The 18,328-nt window shown below is 45.9% G+C and carries 15 protein-coding genes and 1 pseudogene; 12 read left to right on the top strand and 4 right to left on the bottom strand.

The genetic code is table 11. The features are described 5' to 3' along the window. Window positions 1-18 precede the first annotated feature (18 nt). From GIW82_RS06815 to galE, 3 genes and pseudogenes are all read left to right on the top strand, one after another. Entirely contained in the window at window positions 19-1,245 is a 1,227-nt protein-coding gene (locus tag GIW82_RS06815) for a nucleotide sugar dehydrogenase (RefSeq protein ID WP_154749097.1), read from the top strand. After that, a pseudogene (gene wecB, locus GIW82_RS06810) lies at window positions 1,235-2,398 on the top strand (non-hydrolyzing UDP-N-acetylglucosamine 2-epimerase). Before GIW82_RS06815 ends, wecB begins: the two are co-directional and overlap by 11 nt. A gap of 210 nt (window positions 2,399-2,608) precedes the next feature. Next, window positions 2,609-3,607: a UDP-glucose 4-epimerase GalE gene (galE, locus tag GIW82_RS06805; protein ID WP_154749096.1), complete on the top strand. Its 999-nt coding sequence runs from the start codon at window positions 2,609-2,611 to the stop codon at window positions 3,605-3,607. A 298-nt stretch (window positions 3,608-3,905) separates the two neighbouring features. Here galE and GIW82_RS14855 read toward each other — a convergent pair whose 3' ends face one another. Beyond that, the gene (locus tag GIW82_RS14855; RefSeq protein WP_230309215.1) at window positions 3,906-4,424 is read right to left on the bottom strand and encodes a hypothetical protein; all 519 of its coding nucleotides are present in this window, start codon (window positions 4,422-4,424) and stop codon (window positions 3,906-3,908) included. Window positions 4,425-4,831: 407 nt separating this feature from the next. Between GIW82_RS14855 and GIW82_RS06795 the strand changes: the two genes are divergently transcribed. The 5 genes from GIW82_RS06795 (at window position 4,832) to GIW82_RS06775 (ending at window position 9,745) form a co-directional block, all read left to right on the top strand. Beyond that, window positions 4,832-5,533: a FadR/GntR family transcriptional regulator gene (locus GIW82_RS06795; RefSeq protein ID WP_154749095.1), complete on the top strand. Its 702-nt coding sequence runs from the start codon at window positions 4,832-4,834 to the stop codon at window positions 5,531-5,533. A 223-nt stretch (window positions 5,534-5,756) separates the two neighbouring features. Beyond that, window positions 5,757-6,788 (top strand): TRAP transporter substrate-binding protein DctP, encoded by a 1,032-nt coding sequence (dctP, locus tag GIW82_RS06790; protein WP_154749094.1) that lies wholly within the window; start codon window positions 5,757-5,759, stop codon window positions 6,786-6,788. Window positions 6,789-6,823: 35 nt separating this feature from the next. Further along, window positions 6,824-7,354: a TRAP transporter small permease gene (locus GIW82_RS06785; protein WP_154749093.1), complete on the top strand. Its 531-nt coding sequence runs from the start codon at window positions 6,824-6,826 to the stop codon at window positions 7,352-7,354. Beyond that, window positions 7,354-8,691 carry a TRAP transporter large permease gene (locus tag GIW82_RS06780; protein ID WP_230309213.1) on the top strand — a complete coding sequence of 446 codons (1,338 nt, stop codon included), beginning with the start codon at window positions 7,354-7,356 and terminating at the stop codon, window positions 8,689-8,691. The genes GIW82_RS06785 and GIW82_RS06780 overlap by 1 nt, the downstream gene beginning before the upstream one ends. Before the next feature lie 28 nt (window positions 8,692-8,719). Continuing rightward, the gene (locus tag GIW82_RS06775) at window positions 8,720-9,745 is read left to right on the top strand and encodes an ornithine cyclodeaminase family protein (RefSeq protein ID WP_154749639.1); all 1,026 of its coding nucleotides are present in this window, start codon (window positions 8,720-8,722) and stop codon (window positions 9,743-9,745) included. 402 nt (window positions 9,746-10,147) lie between these two features. On the opposite strand, the gene GIW82_RS06770 is transcribed toward GIW82_RS06775, so the two are convergent. Next, the gene (locus GIW82_RS06770) at window positions 10,148-10,840 is read right to left on the bottom strand and encodes an alpha/beta family hydrolase (protein ID WP_154749091.1); all 693 of its coding nucleotides are present in this window, start codon (window positions 10,838-10,840) and stop codon (window positions 10,148-10,150) included. Window positions 10,841-11,200: 360 nt separating this feature from the next. On the opposite strand from GIW82_RS06770, the gene GIW82_RS06765 reads away from it, so the two are divergent. The 4 genes from GIW82_RS06765 to GIW82_RS06750 all read left to right on the top strand — a co-directional run bounded on the left by GIW82_RS06765 (window position 11,201) and on the right by GIW82_RS06750 (window position 15,037). Continuing rightward, entirely contained in the window at window positions 11,201-12,175 is a 975-nt protein-coding gene (locus tag GIW82_RS06765) for a GNAT family N-acetyltransferase (protein WP_154749090.1), read from the top strand. Between the two features lie 38 nt (window positions 12,176-12,213). Beyond that, window positions 12,214-13,203 carry a GNAT family N-acetyltransferase gene (locus GIW82_RS06760; RefSeq protein ID WP_154749089.1) on the top strand — a complete coding sequence of 330 codons (990 nt, stop codon included), beginning with the start codon at window positions 12,214-12,216 and terminating at the stop codon, window positions 13,201-13,203. Window positions 13,204-13,218: 15 nt separating this feature from the next. Next, window positions 13,219-14,175 (top strand): hypothetical protein, encoded by a 957-nt coding sequence (locus GIW82_RS06755; protein ID WP_154749088.1) that lies wholly within the window; start codon window positions 13,219-13,221, stop codon window positions 14,173-14,175. Between the two features lie 244 nt (window positions 14,176-14,419). Continuing rightward, window positions 14,420-15,037 carry an HAD family hydrolase gene (locus GIW82_RS06750; RefSeq protein ID WP_154749087.1) on the top strand — a complete coding sequence of 206 codons (618 nt, stop codon included), beginning with the start codon at window positions 14,420-14,422 and terminating at the stop codon, window positions 15,035-15,037. A gap of 339 nt (window positions 15,038-15,376) precedes the next feature. Here GIW82_RS06750 and GIW82_RS06745 read toward each other — a convergent pair whose 3' ends face one another. Both GIW82_RS06745 and ystJ read right to left on the bottom strand, forming a co-directional pair. Then, complete coding sequence (locus GIW82_RS06745; protein ID WP_154749086.1) at window positions 15,377-16,516, bottom strand: M20/M25/M40 family metallo-hydrolase; 1,140 nt, start codon at window positions 16,514-16,516, stop codon at window positions 15,377-15,379. A 517-nt stretch (window positions 16,517-17,033) separates the two neighbouring features. Next, window positions 17,034-18,281, bottom strand: coding sequence for an NADP-dependent malic enzyme (gene ystJ, locus GIW82_RS06740; protein WP_154749085.1), 1,248 nt, complete (start codon window positions 18,279-18,281; stop codon window positions 17,034-17,036). Window positions 18,282-18,328: the final 47 nt, after the last annotated feature.

Raw genomic sequence — 18,328 nt, 5'->3', positions numbered from 1 at the left:
TTTTCAAAGGAGAATTTTATGTCATCAATTAATATTGTTGGTTTAGGATATATTGGACTACCAACAGCTTTAATGTTTGCTAAGAGTGGGTTAAAAGTGGTTGGTACAGATTACAAAAAAGAAATAGTTGATTCCTTGAGTCAGGGGAAGCTTTTCTTTGAGGAAGAGGGGCTGAAGGAGCTCTTTGAAGCAGCCCAAGCTAATGGAATAGAATTCTCAACAGAATATTTTAAAACGGATACTTATATTCTGGCAGTACCAACGCCTTATATTGAAGAGAGTAAGAAATTAGATCCAGTATATGTGATTTCGGCAGTAAAAAGCGTATTAGATGTATGCGAAAAAGGTGCAGCTATCATAATCGAATCGACAATTTCTCCAGGGACGATTGACCGCCACATTCGCCCGGTAATTGAAGAGAGAGGTTTTGTGATTGGTAAAGATGTTCACCTTCTACACGCTCCTGAACGAATCATACCTGGAAATATGGTCTACGAACTTGAGCATAACTCAAGAACAATCGGTGCAGATAACTTAGAGGTAGCTGCAATGATTAAAGAGTTGTATGCAAGCTTCTGTAAGTCGGATATCGTGCTTACAGATATTCGCTCTGCGGAGATGTCTAAGGTTGTTGAAAACACTTTTCGGGATGTAAATATTGCTTTTGCAAATGAACTTGCTAAAATCTGTCGCAATGATGGTATGGATGTCTATGAGATTATTAGAATTGCGAACAAGCATCCACGAGTAAATATTCTTCAACCAGGGCCTGGGGTTGGTGGTCATTGTATTTCAGTTGATCCATGGTTCTTAGTTGGAGATTATCCTGACTTAACAAACTTGATTCTATCTGCACGTAAGATTAATGACTCTATGCCGGAACATGTACTTGGCCGTATTAGAGATATCATGCGTGAACATAATATCAAAGATATCACTAAAGTAGGCTTGTACGGTTTAGCGTATAAAGAAAATGTGGATGATACTAGAGAGAGCCCGACGCTTCAGCTGCTCGAAAGAATGGACGAGCATTTAGCATTTGGGGTTAAAGTATTTGATCCATTTGTAAAAGAGCAAATGGTTGACGATCAAGTAATGGATTTCAAAAAGTTCATTAATGAAGTTGAGATAGTTGTTCTTATGGTTGGTCATGATCACATTAAAGAAAATATGGATTTGTTGAAAGATAAATTGGTTCTTGATATGAAGAATATAAGTGAACTTGAAGGAGTCTATAAACTATAAAGAAACGTGGTTTTCAAATTTACAAAAAAGGAATTGTTGTTTTATCACGCTTCTAGAAGCGATTAAGATATGCCCACTGGTTCAAGAGCTAAAAATGAGAGATAGTCTAGAAACCATTGTTCGTGTTACTGGATAGCATAGAGAGATGCTCAAACAAGTGCTTGATGCTTTTGAAGTTGTTCTGGATTACGACCTTTCTATTACCAAAGATAAGCAAACGCTGTTTAATGTAACAATCATTATTCTAGAGAAAATGAAAGAAGTATTGGAGGAAGTTAAGCCAGATATCGTATTGGTACATGGCGATACTTCAACAACATTTGTTGCGGCTCTTGCTTGTTTCTACTTCCAGATTCCAGTCGGGCATGTCTAAGCCGGTCTCAGAACTTATGATATCCATTCTCCATACCCTGAGGAGTTTAACCGTCAGGTAGTGGGAATTGTTGCAGATAACAACTTTGCACCGACCGAAATCTTTAAAGAGAACTTGATCAGAGAAGGGAAGAATAAAGCTTCTATCTTTGTTACAGGTAACACAGCAATTGACGCTCTAAATACGACGGTAACTGAAGAATATACTCATGAACAATTTGAGTGGGTTGCATATAACAGACTCATCATGATTACGGCTCATAGAAGAGAGAAACTTGGTGAGCCAATGAGAAATATGTTCAGAGCCATCAAGAGAATAATTGAAGAGTTTCCAGACATTAAAGCAATTTACCCAATCCACATGAATCCACTAGTGAGAGAAGCTGCTAATGAAATCTTGGGCGACTTGGATTAAGTGCGAATTATCGAGCCACTAGAAGTAGTCGATTTCCATAACTTCCTTTCTAAATCGCATATTATCTTAACTGACAGCGGTGGAATTCAAGAGGAAGCACCAAGTCTAAGGAAACCTGTATTAGTTATGCGTGATACTACTGAACGCCTAGAGGGCATTGCAGCGGGTATATTAGAGCTAGTTGGAACAGAAGAAGAAACAATTTATGACGCGTTTAAATTGTTGCTAGAAAATGAAGAGAAGTACGAAACGATGAGTAAAGCAAGCAATCCTTACGGTGATGGATTTGCTAGTAAGAGAATTGCAGATATTTTAGAAGGTAAGAACATGAAATCTATTAGAAAAAATGGAAATAGAGAAAAATAGGGGAATTATTCTATCTAAACCCTAGTTGATCGAAAAATTTAAACACATAAATTCGACTCGATGAAATTTGTGAATTTGTGTGCTTATATCCGTTTATTGGATGTAATGTGTTCATTTTGTATAAAAGAAGAAAGGTGATGCTGAGGAATATCTTGGAAATGATGTAACAATGGTGTATAGATGATCACTTTAAAAGAAAGGATTGAATTAATGAATATATTAGTAACTGGCGGAGCTGGCTATATAGGTTCTCATACATCCATTGCCTTGCTGGAAGCAGGTCACAAAGTAATGATTGCTGATAACCTTTCGAACAGTAAGTTTGAGGCAATTGAAAACATCTCACGGATCACAGATAAAGAAGTAGACTTCCGAGAAATTGATGTAACAGATACTCAAGCTGTTGAAGTCATTTTTAAAAATTATAAGATAGATGCTGTTATTCATTTTGCTGGACTTAAAGCAGTAGGTGAATCTGTAGAGAAGCCACAAGCTTATTATTACAACAACTTGGTCAGTACAATGGTTCTTGCCAATGCTTGTCTTAAATACGGTGTGCACAAATTTGTATTCAGCTCTTCAGCGACAGTATATGGAGACAATCCTGACGTCCCATTTACAGAGATGATGAATCTTTTGCCAACTACGAATCCATATGGTGAAACGAAAGCAATGAGTGAACGTATTTTAACAGATATTGTTAAAGCAAATCCTGAGTTCTCTGTATCAATTCTGAGATATTTCAATCCTGTCGGTGCTCATGAGAGTGGATTGATCGGTGAAGCACCAAACGGTATTCCGAATAACTTGATGCCATACGTGACTCAAGTAGCTAAAGGTAAATTGAAGGGATTAAAAATATTCGGAGACGACTATCCAACTTCCGATGGTACAGGAGTTCGAGATTATGTTCATGTTGCAGATTTAGCAGATGGCCACCTGGCTGCATTAAATAATCTTACGCAAGGTGTAAATATTTTTAATCTTGGGACTGGTAAAGGAGCTAGTGTTTTAGAGCTAGTGAAAGCTTTTGAAAAAGCCAATGGAATTAATATTCCTTATGAAATTACAGAACGCCGCTCTGGTGATATTGCTTCTTGTTATGCAGATGTTTCAAAAGCAGAAAGAGAACTGGGATGGAAAGCTAAACGAGATGTTATTGATATGTGTCAGGATGCTTGGAGATTTGAGAAGAATTTTGAAGATTAATACTGTCTGGGTATAAATAAATTGAAAAAATCGCGCCCCTGTGTTAAAGACGATTCAGTTTATTCAATACAATTGTATGTAAAGAAAAAATATTCCTTTATTACCAAGTGTTTAGAGTCTTAATCTCGCATAATTAGCTAAAAAGGTAAATATTCATAATTGAAGTGTTCACAGGGACCGAATGGGAAATTGCTGGAAACTCATGTTGAAAACCAAAGGAAGCCGAAAAGACCCCGAACCACCGGAACTACATGTCCGGCGGCTCGAGGTCTTCTTCGTGTGGATCTTCTTCCGCGTTCTAATCGTACGTCAGACAGTACATGCAGTAGGCGGTGTTGGTCTTGGCGAACGGCTCCGGCAGCAAAACCCGTAAAACTTCCCGGTCCAGGAATGCCGGCGCAGGGAGCGTCTCCTCCCAGTAGAGCGGAAAGGAGCTGTAGGGATACAGCTCGAGACGCTCGACCATGGGCACTTTCGTCTGGATCGGGTTGCGGTGGATGTAACTGCTGACAGTGAGCAGGCCAAGACGCGTGTCGACCGCTTTGGCGAAGTAGCGCTTCTGGTAAATGCGGCCAATGTGCCGATAGCGCTTGGCGTTGTTTCTTTCTGAAATCGAATTATTGTATTCTCGATCTATAAAGAAGGAAACAGGTGGAGCTGTGAAGAAACTGATACTGGATCCTGATTTCGTCCCGTGCACGCCGGTCGTAGGGGAGGAAACACTTGGAGGCTTTCCGTTCAACTGGAACATCACCCGGACGAGGGAATGGATCGGGGAGAATCTTGAACAAGTTGAGCTGTCTGTCGTGCCAATCATCGTGTGGCAAAAGCCGGGCGCATGGGTGTCAAGGAGCTGCCGGCATATTATTTAACGCCAGATCAGCACCAGAAATTCTTCACTTCTGCAGATATGCAAAAAAGGTTATGCTGATTAATGGAACGAAAAATTAGCGGATTTTATCAAAGGAATTAATAATATGCCAGACAACTGAGCGCCGGGAGAACCAATCTTTTTTCTTTTCAATGCTTTTTCCGCTGTCTGACGGTCTGTCCAGCGGATGAGGAAGTGTCCTGAAAGAAACATAATTTTATAATATACTCCTCTTTTTTATTAATCTTGCGAACTGCTTATCTGTTAGTTATGATTAATTGAAGAATATGGACGCAGCGTAATTGAGAGAAACTCAATGAACTTTGCTGAATTTCAATTCTTAGGGGGATAAAATGTATAAACTACCATCACGTAACTTAATTTACCAAGATGTCTTGAACCAAATTATAACGCTGATTAAAAATGGAGAATGGGTGGCGGGGGATCGAATACCTACTGAAACCGAACTGGCTAAAGTCTTTCAAGTAAGCAGAAACAGTATAAGAGAAGCCTTGAAGATTTTAGAACATTTGAATATCATATCTTCAAAGGCTGGCAGTGGAACTCATGTGTTAGAAGAGTCTCATCAAAATATACAAAAAATGGAATTCATTAATATACTGAGACAAAATAGCACTTACGAGTCTTTAATGGATACTCGATTGATTATTGAACCGGAACTCACTTATCGAGCTGCCTTAAATGCTACTGAAAAAGATATTAAGAATTTGGAAATTATTATTGAAACGAGTATCGATCAAATTAAAAACGGTACATATTACACTCCAACAGTAGGCTTTTCTTTTCATATGGAACTCGCTAAAATTGCGAATAACGAAATTCTGTGGAAGTTTCTGGAGTCAATTACGTTAGAACTTCTAGGGCTCAGAAAAGTAATAATGGATAACCATGATCTGCAAGATCTATTAGGAGAGATAGAAGAACATAAAACTATTTTTGGCTTTATTAAATCAGCCAGCGCAGAGGAAGCGAAAAAGGCGATGTACCATCACTTGAAAAATGCTCAAAGCCATTTAACAGAATCAAAAAAATAAAATTTATGCAGCTAAGAGTTCTATGACTTAATCATAGGACTTTTTTATTTGGAGAATCTTTAGTGATCTTGTCTATTTGGTCGAATAGAATAAAATTTCTAAAAAATCATTGCATTCTAAACCTTAAGCATTATAATGAAAATATGTTAATTGTTCAATTGTAGGACAATTGAACAATTAAATGTAAGCGTTTTAATCAAGAGGAAAAGGGAGGAGAAATGATATGCAAAAGAAATGGGTTCTGAGTTTGGTTCTGATTTTGGCTTTGGCAGTTTTGGCAGCATGTGGTTCAGGAGATTCTGGCAGTGCTGATGGGGATGGGGAAGTTACATGGAAGTTGAATCACATCCGGCCAGCGGATACACGGACGGACGTAAGTGCGAATGAGTTCGTAGATAACGTAATGGACAGCACTGAAGGAAGAGTGAACATCGAAATCTACGACAACTCTCAATTGGGTGACTACCAGCTTGTCCAGGAAAGTGTTTCCACTGGAGAAATCGAAATGCAATTAGCGACGCTCGGAACAAGCGTGGATCCGACCCTTCAAGTAGCAATTGCTCCTTACCTCGTAACAAACTGGGAAGAAGCAAAACAATTATATAACTCTGAAGACGGAATGATGAATAAGTACCTGTCTGAACAATTGGAGAAACAAAATATTAAATTACTCGCTGTTTACCCGCAATATTTTGGTTCTGTATTCTTGGCTAAAGATGCGGTTGATCCGAAAAATCCGGAAGTCAGTAAAGACCTGAAAATCCGCGTTCCCGCAATGAAGTCTTTCGAAGAATTCGGTAAAGGGATCGGATTCATCGTAACACCGCTTCCGGCTTCAGAAATGTTCACTTCGCTGCAAACGGGCGTTGTGGATGGCGTTCTGGGCGGAGGAACCGAATTGTATTACAACCAACTAAGCGAATTAGGGGAGTACGTTCTGCCGATCAATACACATTTTGAAGCGCATTATCTGACTGTGAACAAAGACAAATTTGAAAGCCTGAGTGAAAAAGATCAGGAAGCGATCCTGAACGTTGCAAAAGAATTTGAAACGAAAGCTTTTGCGCAAGCAGAGGAAGAACAAAACAAGTACAACGAGTTAATTGAAGAAGAAGGAGTAGAAGTCATCGAATTGACAGATGAAGAAGTGAAAGTGTTTGCTGACAAAGTCCGCAAAGATGTCTGGCCGCTGATCGAAGATGAATACGGCTCAATTTTCCAGGACATCAAAACGGAATTAGGCATTGAAAACTAAGGGCTGAAATAAAGTTTAGGTAAGGGAGTGGAGTTTTGGATAGAGGAATTTCAACTTATAAAGGACTGACTTCTAAGCTGGTTTTTATTCAGCAAAGCCTGGGCGTCTTCATGATGATCATGCTTTTGCTCCTGGTCTTTGTCCAAGTGTTATTAAGAGCGTTCAATGCTCCGCTGATGGGCATTGAAGAATTGCTCATTATCCCTACGATTTGGCTGTATATGCTTGGCTCGGCAAACGCGTCGCAGGAAAGATCCCAGATTTCTGTAGATATCCTGGATGTTTTTATGAAGAACGAAGCCGTACTGACTGTTATCCATGTCGTGAAAAATATCGTAAGTCTGGCCATTGGAGTTGTATTGACGTATTGGATGTTCAACTTCCTCATGTATTCATTTGACTTGTGGAAGCTCAGTCCGCTTCTGTCAATACCGATGTTCTTTATCGAATCAGCACTGTTCGTCGGATTATTGCTGATGACGATCTATACTTTGGCCGACTTGATCATCAGCATCAAAACTGCAGGAAACTACTTTGGGAAATCTCGTAAGGAAGGGGGGATCTGATGCTTCTGTTCATATTGAACATCCTATTGTTACTGGTTCTGTTGATTCTGGGGACACCCCTTCCGTTCGCATTCGGTGGAGCGGTCATATTCATGATTATTTTTGGGGACCTGCCGCTTATTACCATCACTTTATGGGGCTTCAACCAGATCATCAGCCCCTCTTTATTAGCGGTTCCATTATTCATTTTGTTCGGTTCCATTGTCAGTGTCAGCGGAATAGCGGACCGGTTGTTGAAGTTTGCTAATTTGTTTATTGGCAGAATTAAAGGGGCAATCGGTGCAGTTGTTGTACTCACATCCGGTTTCCTCGGTGCCATCTCTGGAAGTTCATTTACGGGAATAGCGTCGGTGGGCCAAATCATGATTCCGAGAATGCTCCGTCAAGGATATTCTCGTGGGTACTCGACGGCATTGGTGAGTGTTTCTTCAGTCCTGGGAGCGCTCATACCACCGAGTGTCATGATCATTATTTATGGTTGGGCGACAGGAACTTCTGTGTTGGGCTCTTTTTTAGCAACTATCGGACCGGGTCTATTATTGATCGTACTTTTCATAGCGATACATATGATTTATACCAAAAAGTACTTTTCAAAAGGTCATGTATACAATGAGAACATTGATGATATTGACGCTTCCAAGCAGGCGAACTACAAATTCCTGGGGGAAGCCAACAGCAAATCCAGAATCTTTTTCGCTGCATTGCCTTCTTTACTGTTGCCGGTCATCATTTTAGGCGGTATTTACGGCGGCTATTTCACGCCGACAGAAGCAGCTGCAGTGGCGAGTGTTTTGGGGATATTCATCGGAATTGCGCTTTACCGTGAATTGAAATTCAAGAACCTGGTAGGGCTCTTCAAAGATTCGACATCTTCTGTCGGGTCGATTATGACAATGATTTTCTTCTCGTTGTTGCTTGCTCAGACTTACGTTCATATGAGAATTCCTCAAACACTCGTTGAAGTGTTCGTAGACATCACTGAGAGTAAGATTATTGTTCTGATCATCGTAACGGTTTTCTTATTATTCGTGGGGATGATCGTAAACGATACTACTGCCATCATTTTGACGGCGCCTTTATTATTGCCGCTGGTAGTCAGTTATGGAGTGGATCCGATTCACTTTGCTGCAATTATGGCGGTGAACCTCGCAATGGGCGGTATTACGCCACCTTATGCAAGCGTACTTTATTTCGGTATGAGAGTCGGGAATGCGAAGTTCAGTGAAGTGGTGAGACCGACGATGATGTTCATTATTTTCGGGTTTATCCCGGTTATTTTACTTACTGTCTTCTTTGAACCGTTGTCAATGGCGATACCGAGATGGTTTGGATATTAAAAAGCATTACTAGAAGGGGACGATGGATTTGGAACAGACGATATTATTAAACCAGGAAGAAATCAAAGAGCTTGTCACAATGAAAGATGTCGTGAATCTGGTCGATAAAACATTCCAGGATATGGGCCGTGAAAAAACCGTAAACCCGACAAAGGTATTGCTCGATTTAGGTGAGACAGCGGCATACCCTCCGTACGAAGGCTTCATGAATGCGATGCCCGCGTACATCGGGTGGCAGGATATTGCCGGAATCAAATGGGCTGGAGGTCTGCTCGGGAAGCGGAAAGAGCTGGGACTGCCGTATATCACTTCAATGATCCTATTGATCAATCCGCAAATTGGCAATTTCGTCAGCGTCATGGACGGCGCCTTCATTACGAACTTCCGGACAGGCGCCCAAACAGCGAATGCATTGAAATACATCAAAGAAGGCCAAAAGAGCATCAAAGTCGGGCTGTACGGAGCCGGGATGCAGGGGAGAACGCAGACGATGGCGCTGGCCGAAGTATTCGAAATCGAAGAATTGGTCGTCTATGACATCTACAATGAAGCAGCCGAAAACTTCAAGGAATCGATGAAATCCTATGTCAAAGGGAATATTACAGTTGCCGAAAATCCGCAGCAAGCTGCTCAAAACGTAGATACGATCATTTGTGTAACGCAATCGAAGGACAGCTTCCTCAAGGATGAATGGGTGCAGCCGGGAACGGTCGTCTTCCCGATGGGGTCCTATCAGGAAGTCGAGAACGAATTCATTCTGAATGCAGATCACATTGTCGTCGATCACATTGAGCAATGTTTGCACCGCGGCGTACTGAAAGACTTGAACGAACAAGGCAAAATTACTGAAGAACATATTGACGCGACGATCGGGGAACTGGCAATCGGGAAAAAGAGAATTGAAGACTTCCAGAATAAGCGGGTCATCTGCATTCCGATCGGCACCGGTGCAATGGACATCAGTGTAGCGAAATTTGCCCTGGATGAAGCGAAGAAGAGAAATATGGGGAAAGCGTTCGATTTTTTAGGGACGGGTGAAGTTTCTTCGCTATAAGAATCAGGATAAGTAGACCATATTTCAAACTTAACACAGCTTATTCCATATAAAAACATCCCCCAAAAAGCTGTCTCCAAAAACCGCAAAGGTTTCGGAGGCAGCTTTTTTTGGCTTCCATGGAATCGCGCCCCTGTGCCAAAAACGATTCAGTCAATTCACTACAATTGTATAGAAAGAAAAATGATGTAAGTATTATGAAGGAGTTAGAAGCTTTTTGATCGTATAAATAGTTGGAAAGATAACTATTCATAATTGAAGTGAACACAGGGACCAAATGGGGAATCTCTGGAAAATAGAATGAAAAAATTTTAGGAATAATTATTGAAAGTAATAGAAAACCAAAAGACCTCACCCCACAGGAACTCCACATTCCGCGGTGCGAGGTCTTTTTATCATTCCTTAGCGCACATTCTCCATCCACTCAACAATCAATCCCACAATCATCTCCTGCTGCTCCCGCACGCTCATCTCTGCTTCGTTATCCCCGGACTGGCTGCCATAGATGCCGAAGTAGGCGTGGTTGCCGCCTGGGATTTCGATGAATTCGGTGTTCGCCGGTAAGTTGGCGCTGCTGTCTTCGATTTTTGCAGGGGTGCTGAGTCCGTCTTCTGAGCCGGCGATGGATAAGGTCGGCAAGTCAGATGCGCTTAACCCTTCATTGCCTGCTGCGTAGGCGCCGAGGAGGATGAGTCCGCTGACACTGTCCAGATTTTTATCCGCATACATCGCCGCTGCCGCTCCACCCATGGAATGGCCGGAAATGAACCAGTCGAGCTCATCGCGCGCCTCGATGATCTCATCCGCTTTCGACACATCAAAGATCGCCAAGTTCAGTCTTACTGAAGGAATCGCCACGGTGATGCCTTGCTTTGCGATTCCCTGTGCCAAATAGGCATATGCCTGCGGCTCAACTTTTGTGCCAGGGTAAATAACCAACCCTTGTGCTGCATCCGCTGCTTCATACACATACCAGCCGTCTTCGGGTGCCACTTCCTCTATCTCGATTCCCTCCGCACCGATCGCCTCGAGCGTGTCCTGCGACCAGAGATAAAATCCGCCGAAGCAGAAGCAATAAGATGGCGAGTGAAGCAAGCGCGATCACCAACGTCTTTTTGGTTAAGAATCTTTTCATGTCGTCACCTCGTGGTCTTTTCTGTTTTTTGAAAGTGCCAAATGTCATACACATATCTTAACACTGGGGAGCTGGAATCATGCGCTGCCAGTGCTTCTTACGCTTTATCAAGATTATTGAAACGAGAAGCGAAGATTCTTTAAAAGTTAGAATTATTAAAAAACTAATAGACAATTAAGGTCTAACAGCCTATAATGAAGGAAATTATCACTTTTAAAGAGGATTTCAAACGTTTATTTAGGTATAAAGAATTAATTCCGTGTCTTGTATGAGAACCGACAGGCAATGATGCAAGGCTGTCTTGGGAAAGAAGGGAAACCATGCTAGATTTATATTTCGAGGAAAAGTACGGCTTGCTGTATGAAGGAATTGAGAAAGGTGCCTGTGCAGTTTTTGAACACCGAAGCGATTTTGGAGTGGTCCGGCATTTGTTCATCAAGCGGCCGGTGCCTGTGCGCACGGGCGAGGACGAGTATTACGAACTGGTCACGCCATATGGCTACGGGGGACCGGTGATCACTCAGTGTACCGGAGGGAAGAAGGAATTGGTGCGTGCGTTCGAAGCGGCGTTCAGGGTGTATTGCAAGGAGCAGCGCATTGTCAGTGAATTCGTCCGGTTTCATCCGGTGCTTGGGAATGCCGCGGATTTCAGCGTCTGTTACGCGCTGACGTTGCGGCGAAAGACGACGGGGACGAACTTGAAGGATTTTGGCGATCCAGTCAAGGAAGAGTTCTCCAAGTCCAAGCAAAAGAGCATCCGAAAAGCGCTGGAGGCCGGGGTGGTGTGCCGGGTGACCGCGAATCCGGACAGCTTGGATGCGTTCCAGGAGATGTATCACGAGACGATGAAGCGGAAGGCGGCGGATGACGTCTATTTTTTTGATGCGGCGTATTTCCGGAACCTGCTGCATTACTTGGGGAAGTACGTGCTGTTAGTGGAAGTCGAATACGAAGGGAACGTCATCGGGATGGGGTTGAACTTCTTTTACGGGAAGTTGATTCACATCCATTTGTCGGGGACGGATGCACAGCATCACGCGCTGGCACCGAGTGCGATGCTGCGCTATGCGCTTGTGGAATGGGGGAAAACGCGCGGCATGGAGCTGATCCATGAAGGCGGCGGGACGAGCGGCAGCCCCGACGATCCGCTTTATGTGTTCAAGAAGCAGTTCGGCAAACATACCGATTTCGATTATTTCGTCAGCCACAAAGTGTGGGATGAGGAGATGCACGAGTTGTTGTATCCAGCTGCACAAGCGGCAAGCGCGTCGCTCGTTGCACCAGTCCAGCGCTGACCATGTGAACCAACACAACAGTGAAGAGGGGGAGCCAGATGGTGACGGTCGTTCCGGATATTTATTTCCTGCCTGAGTGGGGGAAGTTTTTCGAGTCGAAAGAAAAAGACGGTGTGCTGCGGATTTTTGAACTGAACGAGGCGCTCGGCCATGTGTATTATCCGTTCATCCTTCGGGAGATTTCAGTGAAGGGAGAGAAGACGGCTTTCTTCGACACGATCACGCCGTACGGCTTCAGTGGGCCGGTGATTCTGCGCTGTGCGGAAGGACGGCGGGCGGAACTCGTGGCGCGGTTCGACGCGTCGTTCGGGGAATATTGCACGGAGCACCGCATCGTGACGGAATATGTCCGGTTCAATCCGTGGATCCGGAACTTGGCTGATTTCGAAGAGTTGTACGAACTGCGGGACAACGGGCATACGCTCTGGATCGACTTGACCGTCGGGGATGTGTTCATGGACGAATTCTCACCGAAAGCCCGGACGCAAGTGAGGAAAGCGAGAAAACAAAACGTCGAAATCGAATTCGATTACACCGGTGCCACCGCCAAGGAATTTCACCGCTTGTATGAGTTGATGGCGCGGAAAAACGGTGTGGACAATGCGTACTACTTGTTCTCGGAGGCATTTCTGCGTGATTCGTTCGATGTGTTCGGCGGCAAGCAGTTTTTCATCAATGCGAAATTCGAAGGCAACTATATCTCGTCTTCGCTCGTGGTCCATCACGGCGATTACATGCACTACCATCTGACCGGCAACGATCCGGCGTACTACCACTTGGCGGCCAATAGCCTGATCCTGCACGAGGCGTGCCGCTGGGGCGTGGAACAAGGCAAGAAGGAAGTCCATCTCGGCGGCGGGAATGAAGTCGTGATCCGGTTCAAGAGGGGCTTCACCAAAACGGAGCCGTTGAAGTTGCTGATGGGGAAACGGATCCGGGACGAGGCGGGTTACGCCGAGCTGGTGGCAATCCGGGAACGCACGGCTGCCCCGCTGAACAAGGATTTCTTTCCGTTGTATAGAGGGTGAGCGAGGAGGTGCGTGATGAAAGAAATCGGTGGCTATTTTGGCATGGAAACGTTTGATGGGAAAGAATACCACGGTGACTTGATCCGGCTCAATACCGGGCGGAACGCGTTGCACTATTTGATGCAGGCGAAACGGATCCGCAAGCTGTACATTCCTGCTTATATTTGCGATGTGGTGCTGGACATGCTGGTGAAGTATGGGCATGCGTTTGAATACTACGGAGTGCATGCGGACTTTACGCCGCGGTTCGAAGGGACGCTCGGGGAAGGTGAGTTCTTGTATGTGGTCAATTATTACGGCCAGCTGAGCGACCAGGATGTGGTTGCGCTGAAGGCGCGGTACGGAAGAGTCATTTTGGACAATACGCATGCATTTTTCCAGCAGTCGCTTGCGGGCATCGATACGATCTATTCGTGCCGGAAGTTTTTCGGCGTGCCGGACGGGGCGTATCTTGCGACCGATACGGAACTCGGTGAGCCGCTCCAGCAGGACAAGTCGGGTGCGCGGATGGGCTATCTGCTCGGGCGATTCGAAGAAGGTGCTTCTGCTTATTACGGGAATTATGTGGAGACCGGCAACGCGCTTGCAGACGAGCCATTGAAGAGGATGTCCAAGCTCACGCAGAACTTGCTGCAGGCGGTGGACTACGCGGAAGTGTGCCGCCGGCGGAATGAGAACTATGTATATCTCGCAGGCGAACTGGGCGGGGCCAACGGGCTGCAGCCGGTCGTTCCGGACGGGCCGTTTGCTTATCCGTTCTATGCGGAGAACGGCGTGGCGCTCCGTAAACTGTTGGCAGCGCAAGGCATCTACGTTCCGACGCTCTGGCCGAATGTGCTGGAGGATGCGGCGGGAGGGAGCTTGGAATTCCGGTATGCGGCGAATATTTTGCCATTGCCTTGTGATCAGCGGTACGGGGTGGAGGAGATGCGACGGATGGTTGGGGTATTGCTGGCGTTGATTGCTCGGTGAACAAGAGAAAGCATCCTGGGAGGCGGGGTGCTCTTTTTGCGTGGTGCGTCGGTGGTTGGAAATAAGCAAAAAAAGTTCGCCTATTTGGTCAGGAGAGACGTTTTGTGGTCAAATAAGCGAAAAAAGTTCGCTTATTTTTTGAGGTACGGGTGGAAAGGAAGTCGCCTCTTCGGCAACTCCCCGGCGAGATCCTGCTGTGTTAAACTGGAGGTGAGCAAGGTTTAGCAGAGTTGGGGGGAAACGGATGGACGCAATCATATTTGATTTGGACGGAACGTTGTGGGATTCGCGTAAGAGTGTGGCGGGCGCCTGGACGGCTGTCGTGGCGGATGCACAATGTGCGCGCAAGCGAGTGACGGAAGAAGATCTCAGCGGGATGATGGGACTGCAGATTCAGCAGATCGCAGACATTCTGTTCGAGGACCTGGACAGTGCGGAGAGAACGGAACTCATGCGGGTGTGCTGCGAGCGCGAGCATGCGGAAATCCTGGAAAGCGGCGGCGTGCTTTACGACAAGCTGGAGGAGACGTTGAGCGAACTCAAGAAGCACTACCGCCTGTTCATCGTCAGCAATTGCCAGGAAGGCTATATCGAATCGTTCTATGCGTACCACGGGACGGAAAAGTACTTCGAGGACTTCGAGAACCCTGGGCGCACAGGCCTCTCAAAAGGCGAGAACATCAAGCTTCTCATGGAGCGGAACAAACTCGAGACACCTGTCTATGTGGGCGACACGATGGGCGACATGGAAGCCGCACGCTTTGCCGGCATCCCGTTCGTCTATGCGGCATATGGATTCGGGGAAGTGAGCGACTACGCGCATAAGATTGAGAAGATTGAGGAATTGATGAAGATCTTTTAAGAGAACAGCAAAACACCGTATTCAGGGATGCCTGAGTACGGTGTTTTTTGAGTCTTAGTTTCGCGTCCCTGTGCCAAAGACGATTCAGTTTATACACTACAATTGTATTTCGCAAACAGTTTTATGAGCGACAGGAGGATTATCTTCGTATATTCATAAATTGTGCTAAGTTTTCATAATTGACCTGTTCACAGGGGCCATCTGGGAACTGCTTCCATCTAATGGCTGCTTCCACTTGAGAACAGCTGCCATCCGGAAACCGCTAAAGTCCGAAAGAATGCAGGGAAAAGAAAAAGCTCCCGGAAGATTGAGATCTCCCAGGAGCTTTTCGCCGTTCTTTTACTGCTGACGCGCCAAATAATAAACAGATCCACCAATCAAGTCAATCGCTTCTCCAAGGCGCTCTTGGCTGATGTGTTCCATCGTGTCGTCAGGGGTGTGGTAGTATGGTTCCAAGTTCGCTGTGCCGGGCTCGCGACGGATAAAGTTGGCCGCATCGATGCCCGCATCGTGGAAGTTCACGTGGTCTGAAGCACCGCGCTCAAGCAGTACGAGTTGTGATGGTGTGCCAAGCATTTCGGCAACGGTGTTTGCTGTTGTAGTAACTAGGTTATGCTGGCCATCCAACGTATTCGTGTACATGGCTGTTGCAGGTTCCCATGCCGTCGCGACCATGTCCATGTTGAAGTTGGCGATGCTGCGTGCCACTTCTTCGTCTGTCAATGAGTCCACGAAGAATTTCGAACCAAGCAGGCCAATTTCTTCCGCGCCCACGAAGGAGAAGCGGATTTCTTTGTCCAGGTCAGCATCTTGCAGGACACGTGCAATTTCAATTGCCGCAGCTGTGCCTGAGCCGTTATCGTTCGCGCCTGGTGACCCCGGTACGCTGTCAATGTGTGCAGAAACGTGGATGATGTCTGCATCAGTCGAGCCATCTGCAGGCAATTTCGTTGCAATCACATTGGACGAAGATTGTGTTGCAAGTACTTCGATATCCAGTTGTGCTTCTTGTCCGGCATTCGCAAGCATTCCAAGTCCATCTTCGTTCGATACGCCGACAACCGGCACGTCGGATTGTACGGAGAAGTTCACGCCGCCTGGTGCATTGTTGTAAATGATGACGCCTGCTGCTCCTGCAGCTACTGCGTTATCCACTTTTTCCTGGAACGGGATGTCGCCGCGCTGAATCAGAGCGATGTTCCCCTCCGCATTCGCAAAGTCGCCTTGCTTGCCGAGGCCGGCTTCAACGAGTGTGCCCGTTATAGCTCCCCCTGGACCTCCAGCAATACGCGTATTGTCATATGTTACGCCGGCGATCGTAACCGTGCCTTCCATCACTGCCGGTAATTCGAATTCTTGTTCCACGACGTCATATCCATAACTTTCCATTCTCTCTTTAATCATCGCAATCGTCGCTTGTTCAGCAGCAGATCCCGCTACCCGCGGACCGAAATCCACTAGTGTCTGCAGGTCCGCCATCGCGCGGTCCACTTCGAACTGCTCGACAAAATCTCTCAGTAACGCTTCTTCATCTACACCGTTCTCGTCTTATACCATCATGAATGGCTTTCGATCCGAGCCTTCACCGCACGGGCGACTTTCATCGCATACGGCGATCCGCCAGTAGGCAATCTCTTCCTTATTTCCCTAATTACATCTTATAATAGAGGGAATTTTTAGACAATATTAGTTTTGGCTTATCTTTTTTGATGGTTCAGATAATAATTTGATAAATGGATGTGTTTTTTTCCAAATAATCTATTGAATTCGAGTGTCGCCCACTGTGAAAGAGACAATTCATTTTATACGCAACGATTGCATGGGGAAATATCCTTGACCAGCAGCACCGGTTGTTTTGAGATTCCATTCTCGAATATTTATTGCGGAAGATAAGTTCTCATAATTGTTCTGCTCAAAGGGACGAAACACTAATTTTGCACAAAAGCAGAAGAAAGCATTCCGACAAAAATTCGGAATGCTTTCTTCTATTAATATATTATCTAGCCGAGTCCTTCCCCGCACCCACTAAATCGACAGCATCTTCCTGCCCATTATCCGCCTGGCCAAAGTACCGCGCAACGCCTGTATCAATAGCCGCCTTCGCCACCGCCGCTGCGACCGCTTTCGCGACCCGCGAATCGAACGGACGCGGAATGACGTAATCTTCGTGAATCTCATGCTCTTCCAGCAGCTCGGAAATGGCGACAACAGCGGCAATCTTCATTTCATCATTGATCTGGGTGGCCCGCACATCGAGTGCCCCTCTAAAGATTCCCGGGAAAGCGAGTACATTATTGGCCTGGTTCGGAAAATCGGAGCGCCCGGTTCCGACGACACGCGCACCCGCTGCTTTCGCGAGATGCGGCAGGATTTCCGGGTTTGGGTTCGCCATGGCGAAAATGATCGGGTCCTTATTCATCGAACGGACCATGTCCTGCGTCAGCGCGCCTTCCGCCGAAACTCCGATGAAGACATCGGCGCCTTGGATGACGTCTGCAAGCGAACCTTCCTGCCGGTCGGTATTCGTCAGCTCGGCGACTTCTTCTTTGTATGGGTTCATTCCGTTCGTCCGGCCTTTGAAAATGGCGCCTTTCGTATCGCACATGATCAAATCCGCAACCCCGAAATTATTCAGTAATTTCACGACGGCAATCCCTGCCGCTCCTGCGCCGTTCACGATGACTTTCACATCGGCAATGTTTTTGCCGACCAGTTTCAGCGCATTCAGCAGACCGGCCAGTGTTACGATCGCCGTGCCGTGCTGGTCGTCGTGGAAGACTGGAATGTTCATCTCTGCCTTGAGGCGCTCTTCTACCACAAAGCAAGTCGGCGCCGCGATGTCTTCCAGGTTGACGCCTCCAAACCCAGGCTCCAGCAATTTCACCGTCTGGATGATCGTTTCTGCTTCGGTTGTGGCGAGGCAGATCGGAAACGCATCGACCCCGGCAAACTCCTTCAGCAGCAAGGCTTTTCCTTCCATCACGGGCAGAGACGCTTCCGGGCCGATATTGCCGAGTCCGAGGACTGCCGTGCCGTCCGTGACGATTGCAACCGTGTTGGCTTTCATCGTATAGTCATACACTCTTTCCGGATTCTCCGCGATTTCTTTGCACGGTTCCGCTACGCCGGGAGAATAAGCAAGACTCAGATCCCGTTCATTTGAGAGCGCCACTTTCGAACGGACTTCCAATTTCCCTCTGTGTTCCTGATGCAACTGCAACGAATCATTCCTCAGGTTTGTCATTGCTTCATCTCCTTCGATTCATAATTACTCATTATAGCGAGATTTTA

Source organism: Planomicrobium sp. YIM 101495, from assembly GCF_009707665.1.
GTDB lineage: Bacteria > Bacillota > Bacilli > Bacillales_A > Planococcaceae > Planococcus.
The sequence above is the reverse complement of the archived record's forward strand: the minus strand, read 5'-3'. Positions and strand labels throughout refer to the sequence as shown.

Coding starts and splice junctions, on each gene's coding strand:
- GIW82_RS06745 (WP_154749086.1), bottom strand. CDS start 16,516: ATGGCGGACCTGCAGACACTAGTGGATTTCGGTCCGCGGGTAGCGGGA.
- GIW82_RS06750 (WP_154749087.1), top strand. CDS start 14,420: ATGGACGCAATCATATTTGATTTGGACGGAACGTTGTGGGATTCGCGT.
- GIW82_RS06780 (WP_230309213.1), top strand. CDS start 7,354: ATGCTTCTGTTCATATTGAACATCCTATTGTTACTGGTTCTGTTGATT.
- GIW82_RS14855 (WP_230309215.1), bottom strand. CDS start 4,424: ATGATTGGCACGACAGACAGCTCAACTTGTTCAAGATTCTCCCCGATC.
- ystJ (WP_154749085.1), bottom strand. CDS start 18,281: ATGACAAACCTGAGGAATGATTCGTTGCAGTTGCATCAGGAACACAGA.
- GIW82_RS06795 (WP_154749095.1), top strand. CDS start 4,832: ATGTATAAACTACCATCACGTAACTTAATTTACCAAGATGTCTTGAAC.
- dctP (WP_154749094.1), top strand. CDS start 5,757: ATGCAAAAGAAATGGGTTCTGAGTTTGGTTCTGATTTTGGCTTTGGCA.
- GIW82_RS06755 (WP_154749088.1), top strand. CDS start 13,219: ATGAAAGAAATCGGTGGCTATTTTGGCATGGAAACGTTTGATGGGAAA.
- GIW82_RS06765 (WP_154749090.1), top strand. CDS start 11,201: ATGCTAGATTTATATTTCGAGGAAAAGTACGGCTTGCTGTATGAAGGA.
- GIW82_RS06760 (WP_154749089.1), top strand. CDS start 12,214: ATGGTGACGGTCGTTCCGGATATTTATTTCCTGCCTGAGTGGGGGAAG.
- galE (WP_154749096.1), top strand. CDS start 2,609: ATGAATATATTAGTAACTGGCGGAGCTGGCTATATAGGTTCTCATACA.
- GIW82_RS06815 (WP_154749097.1), top strand. CDS start 19: ATGTCATCAATTAATATTGTTGGTTTAGGATATATTGGACTACCAACA.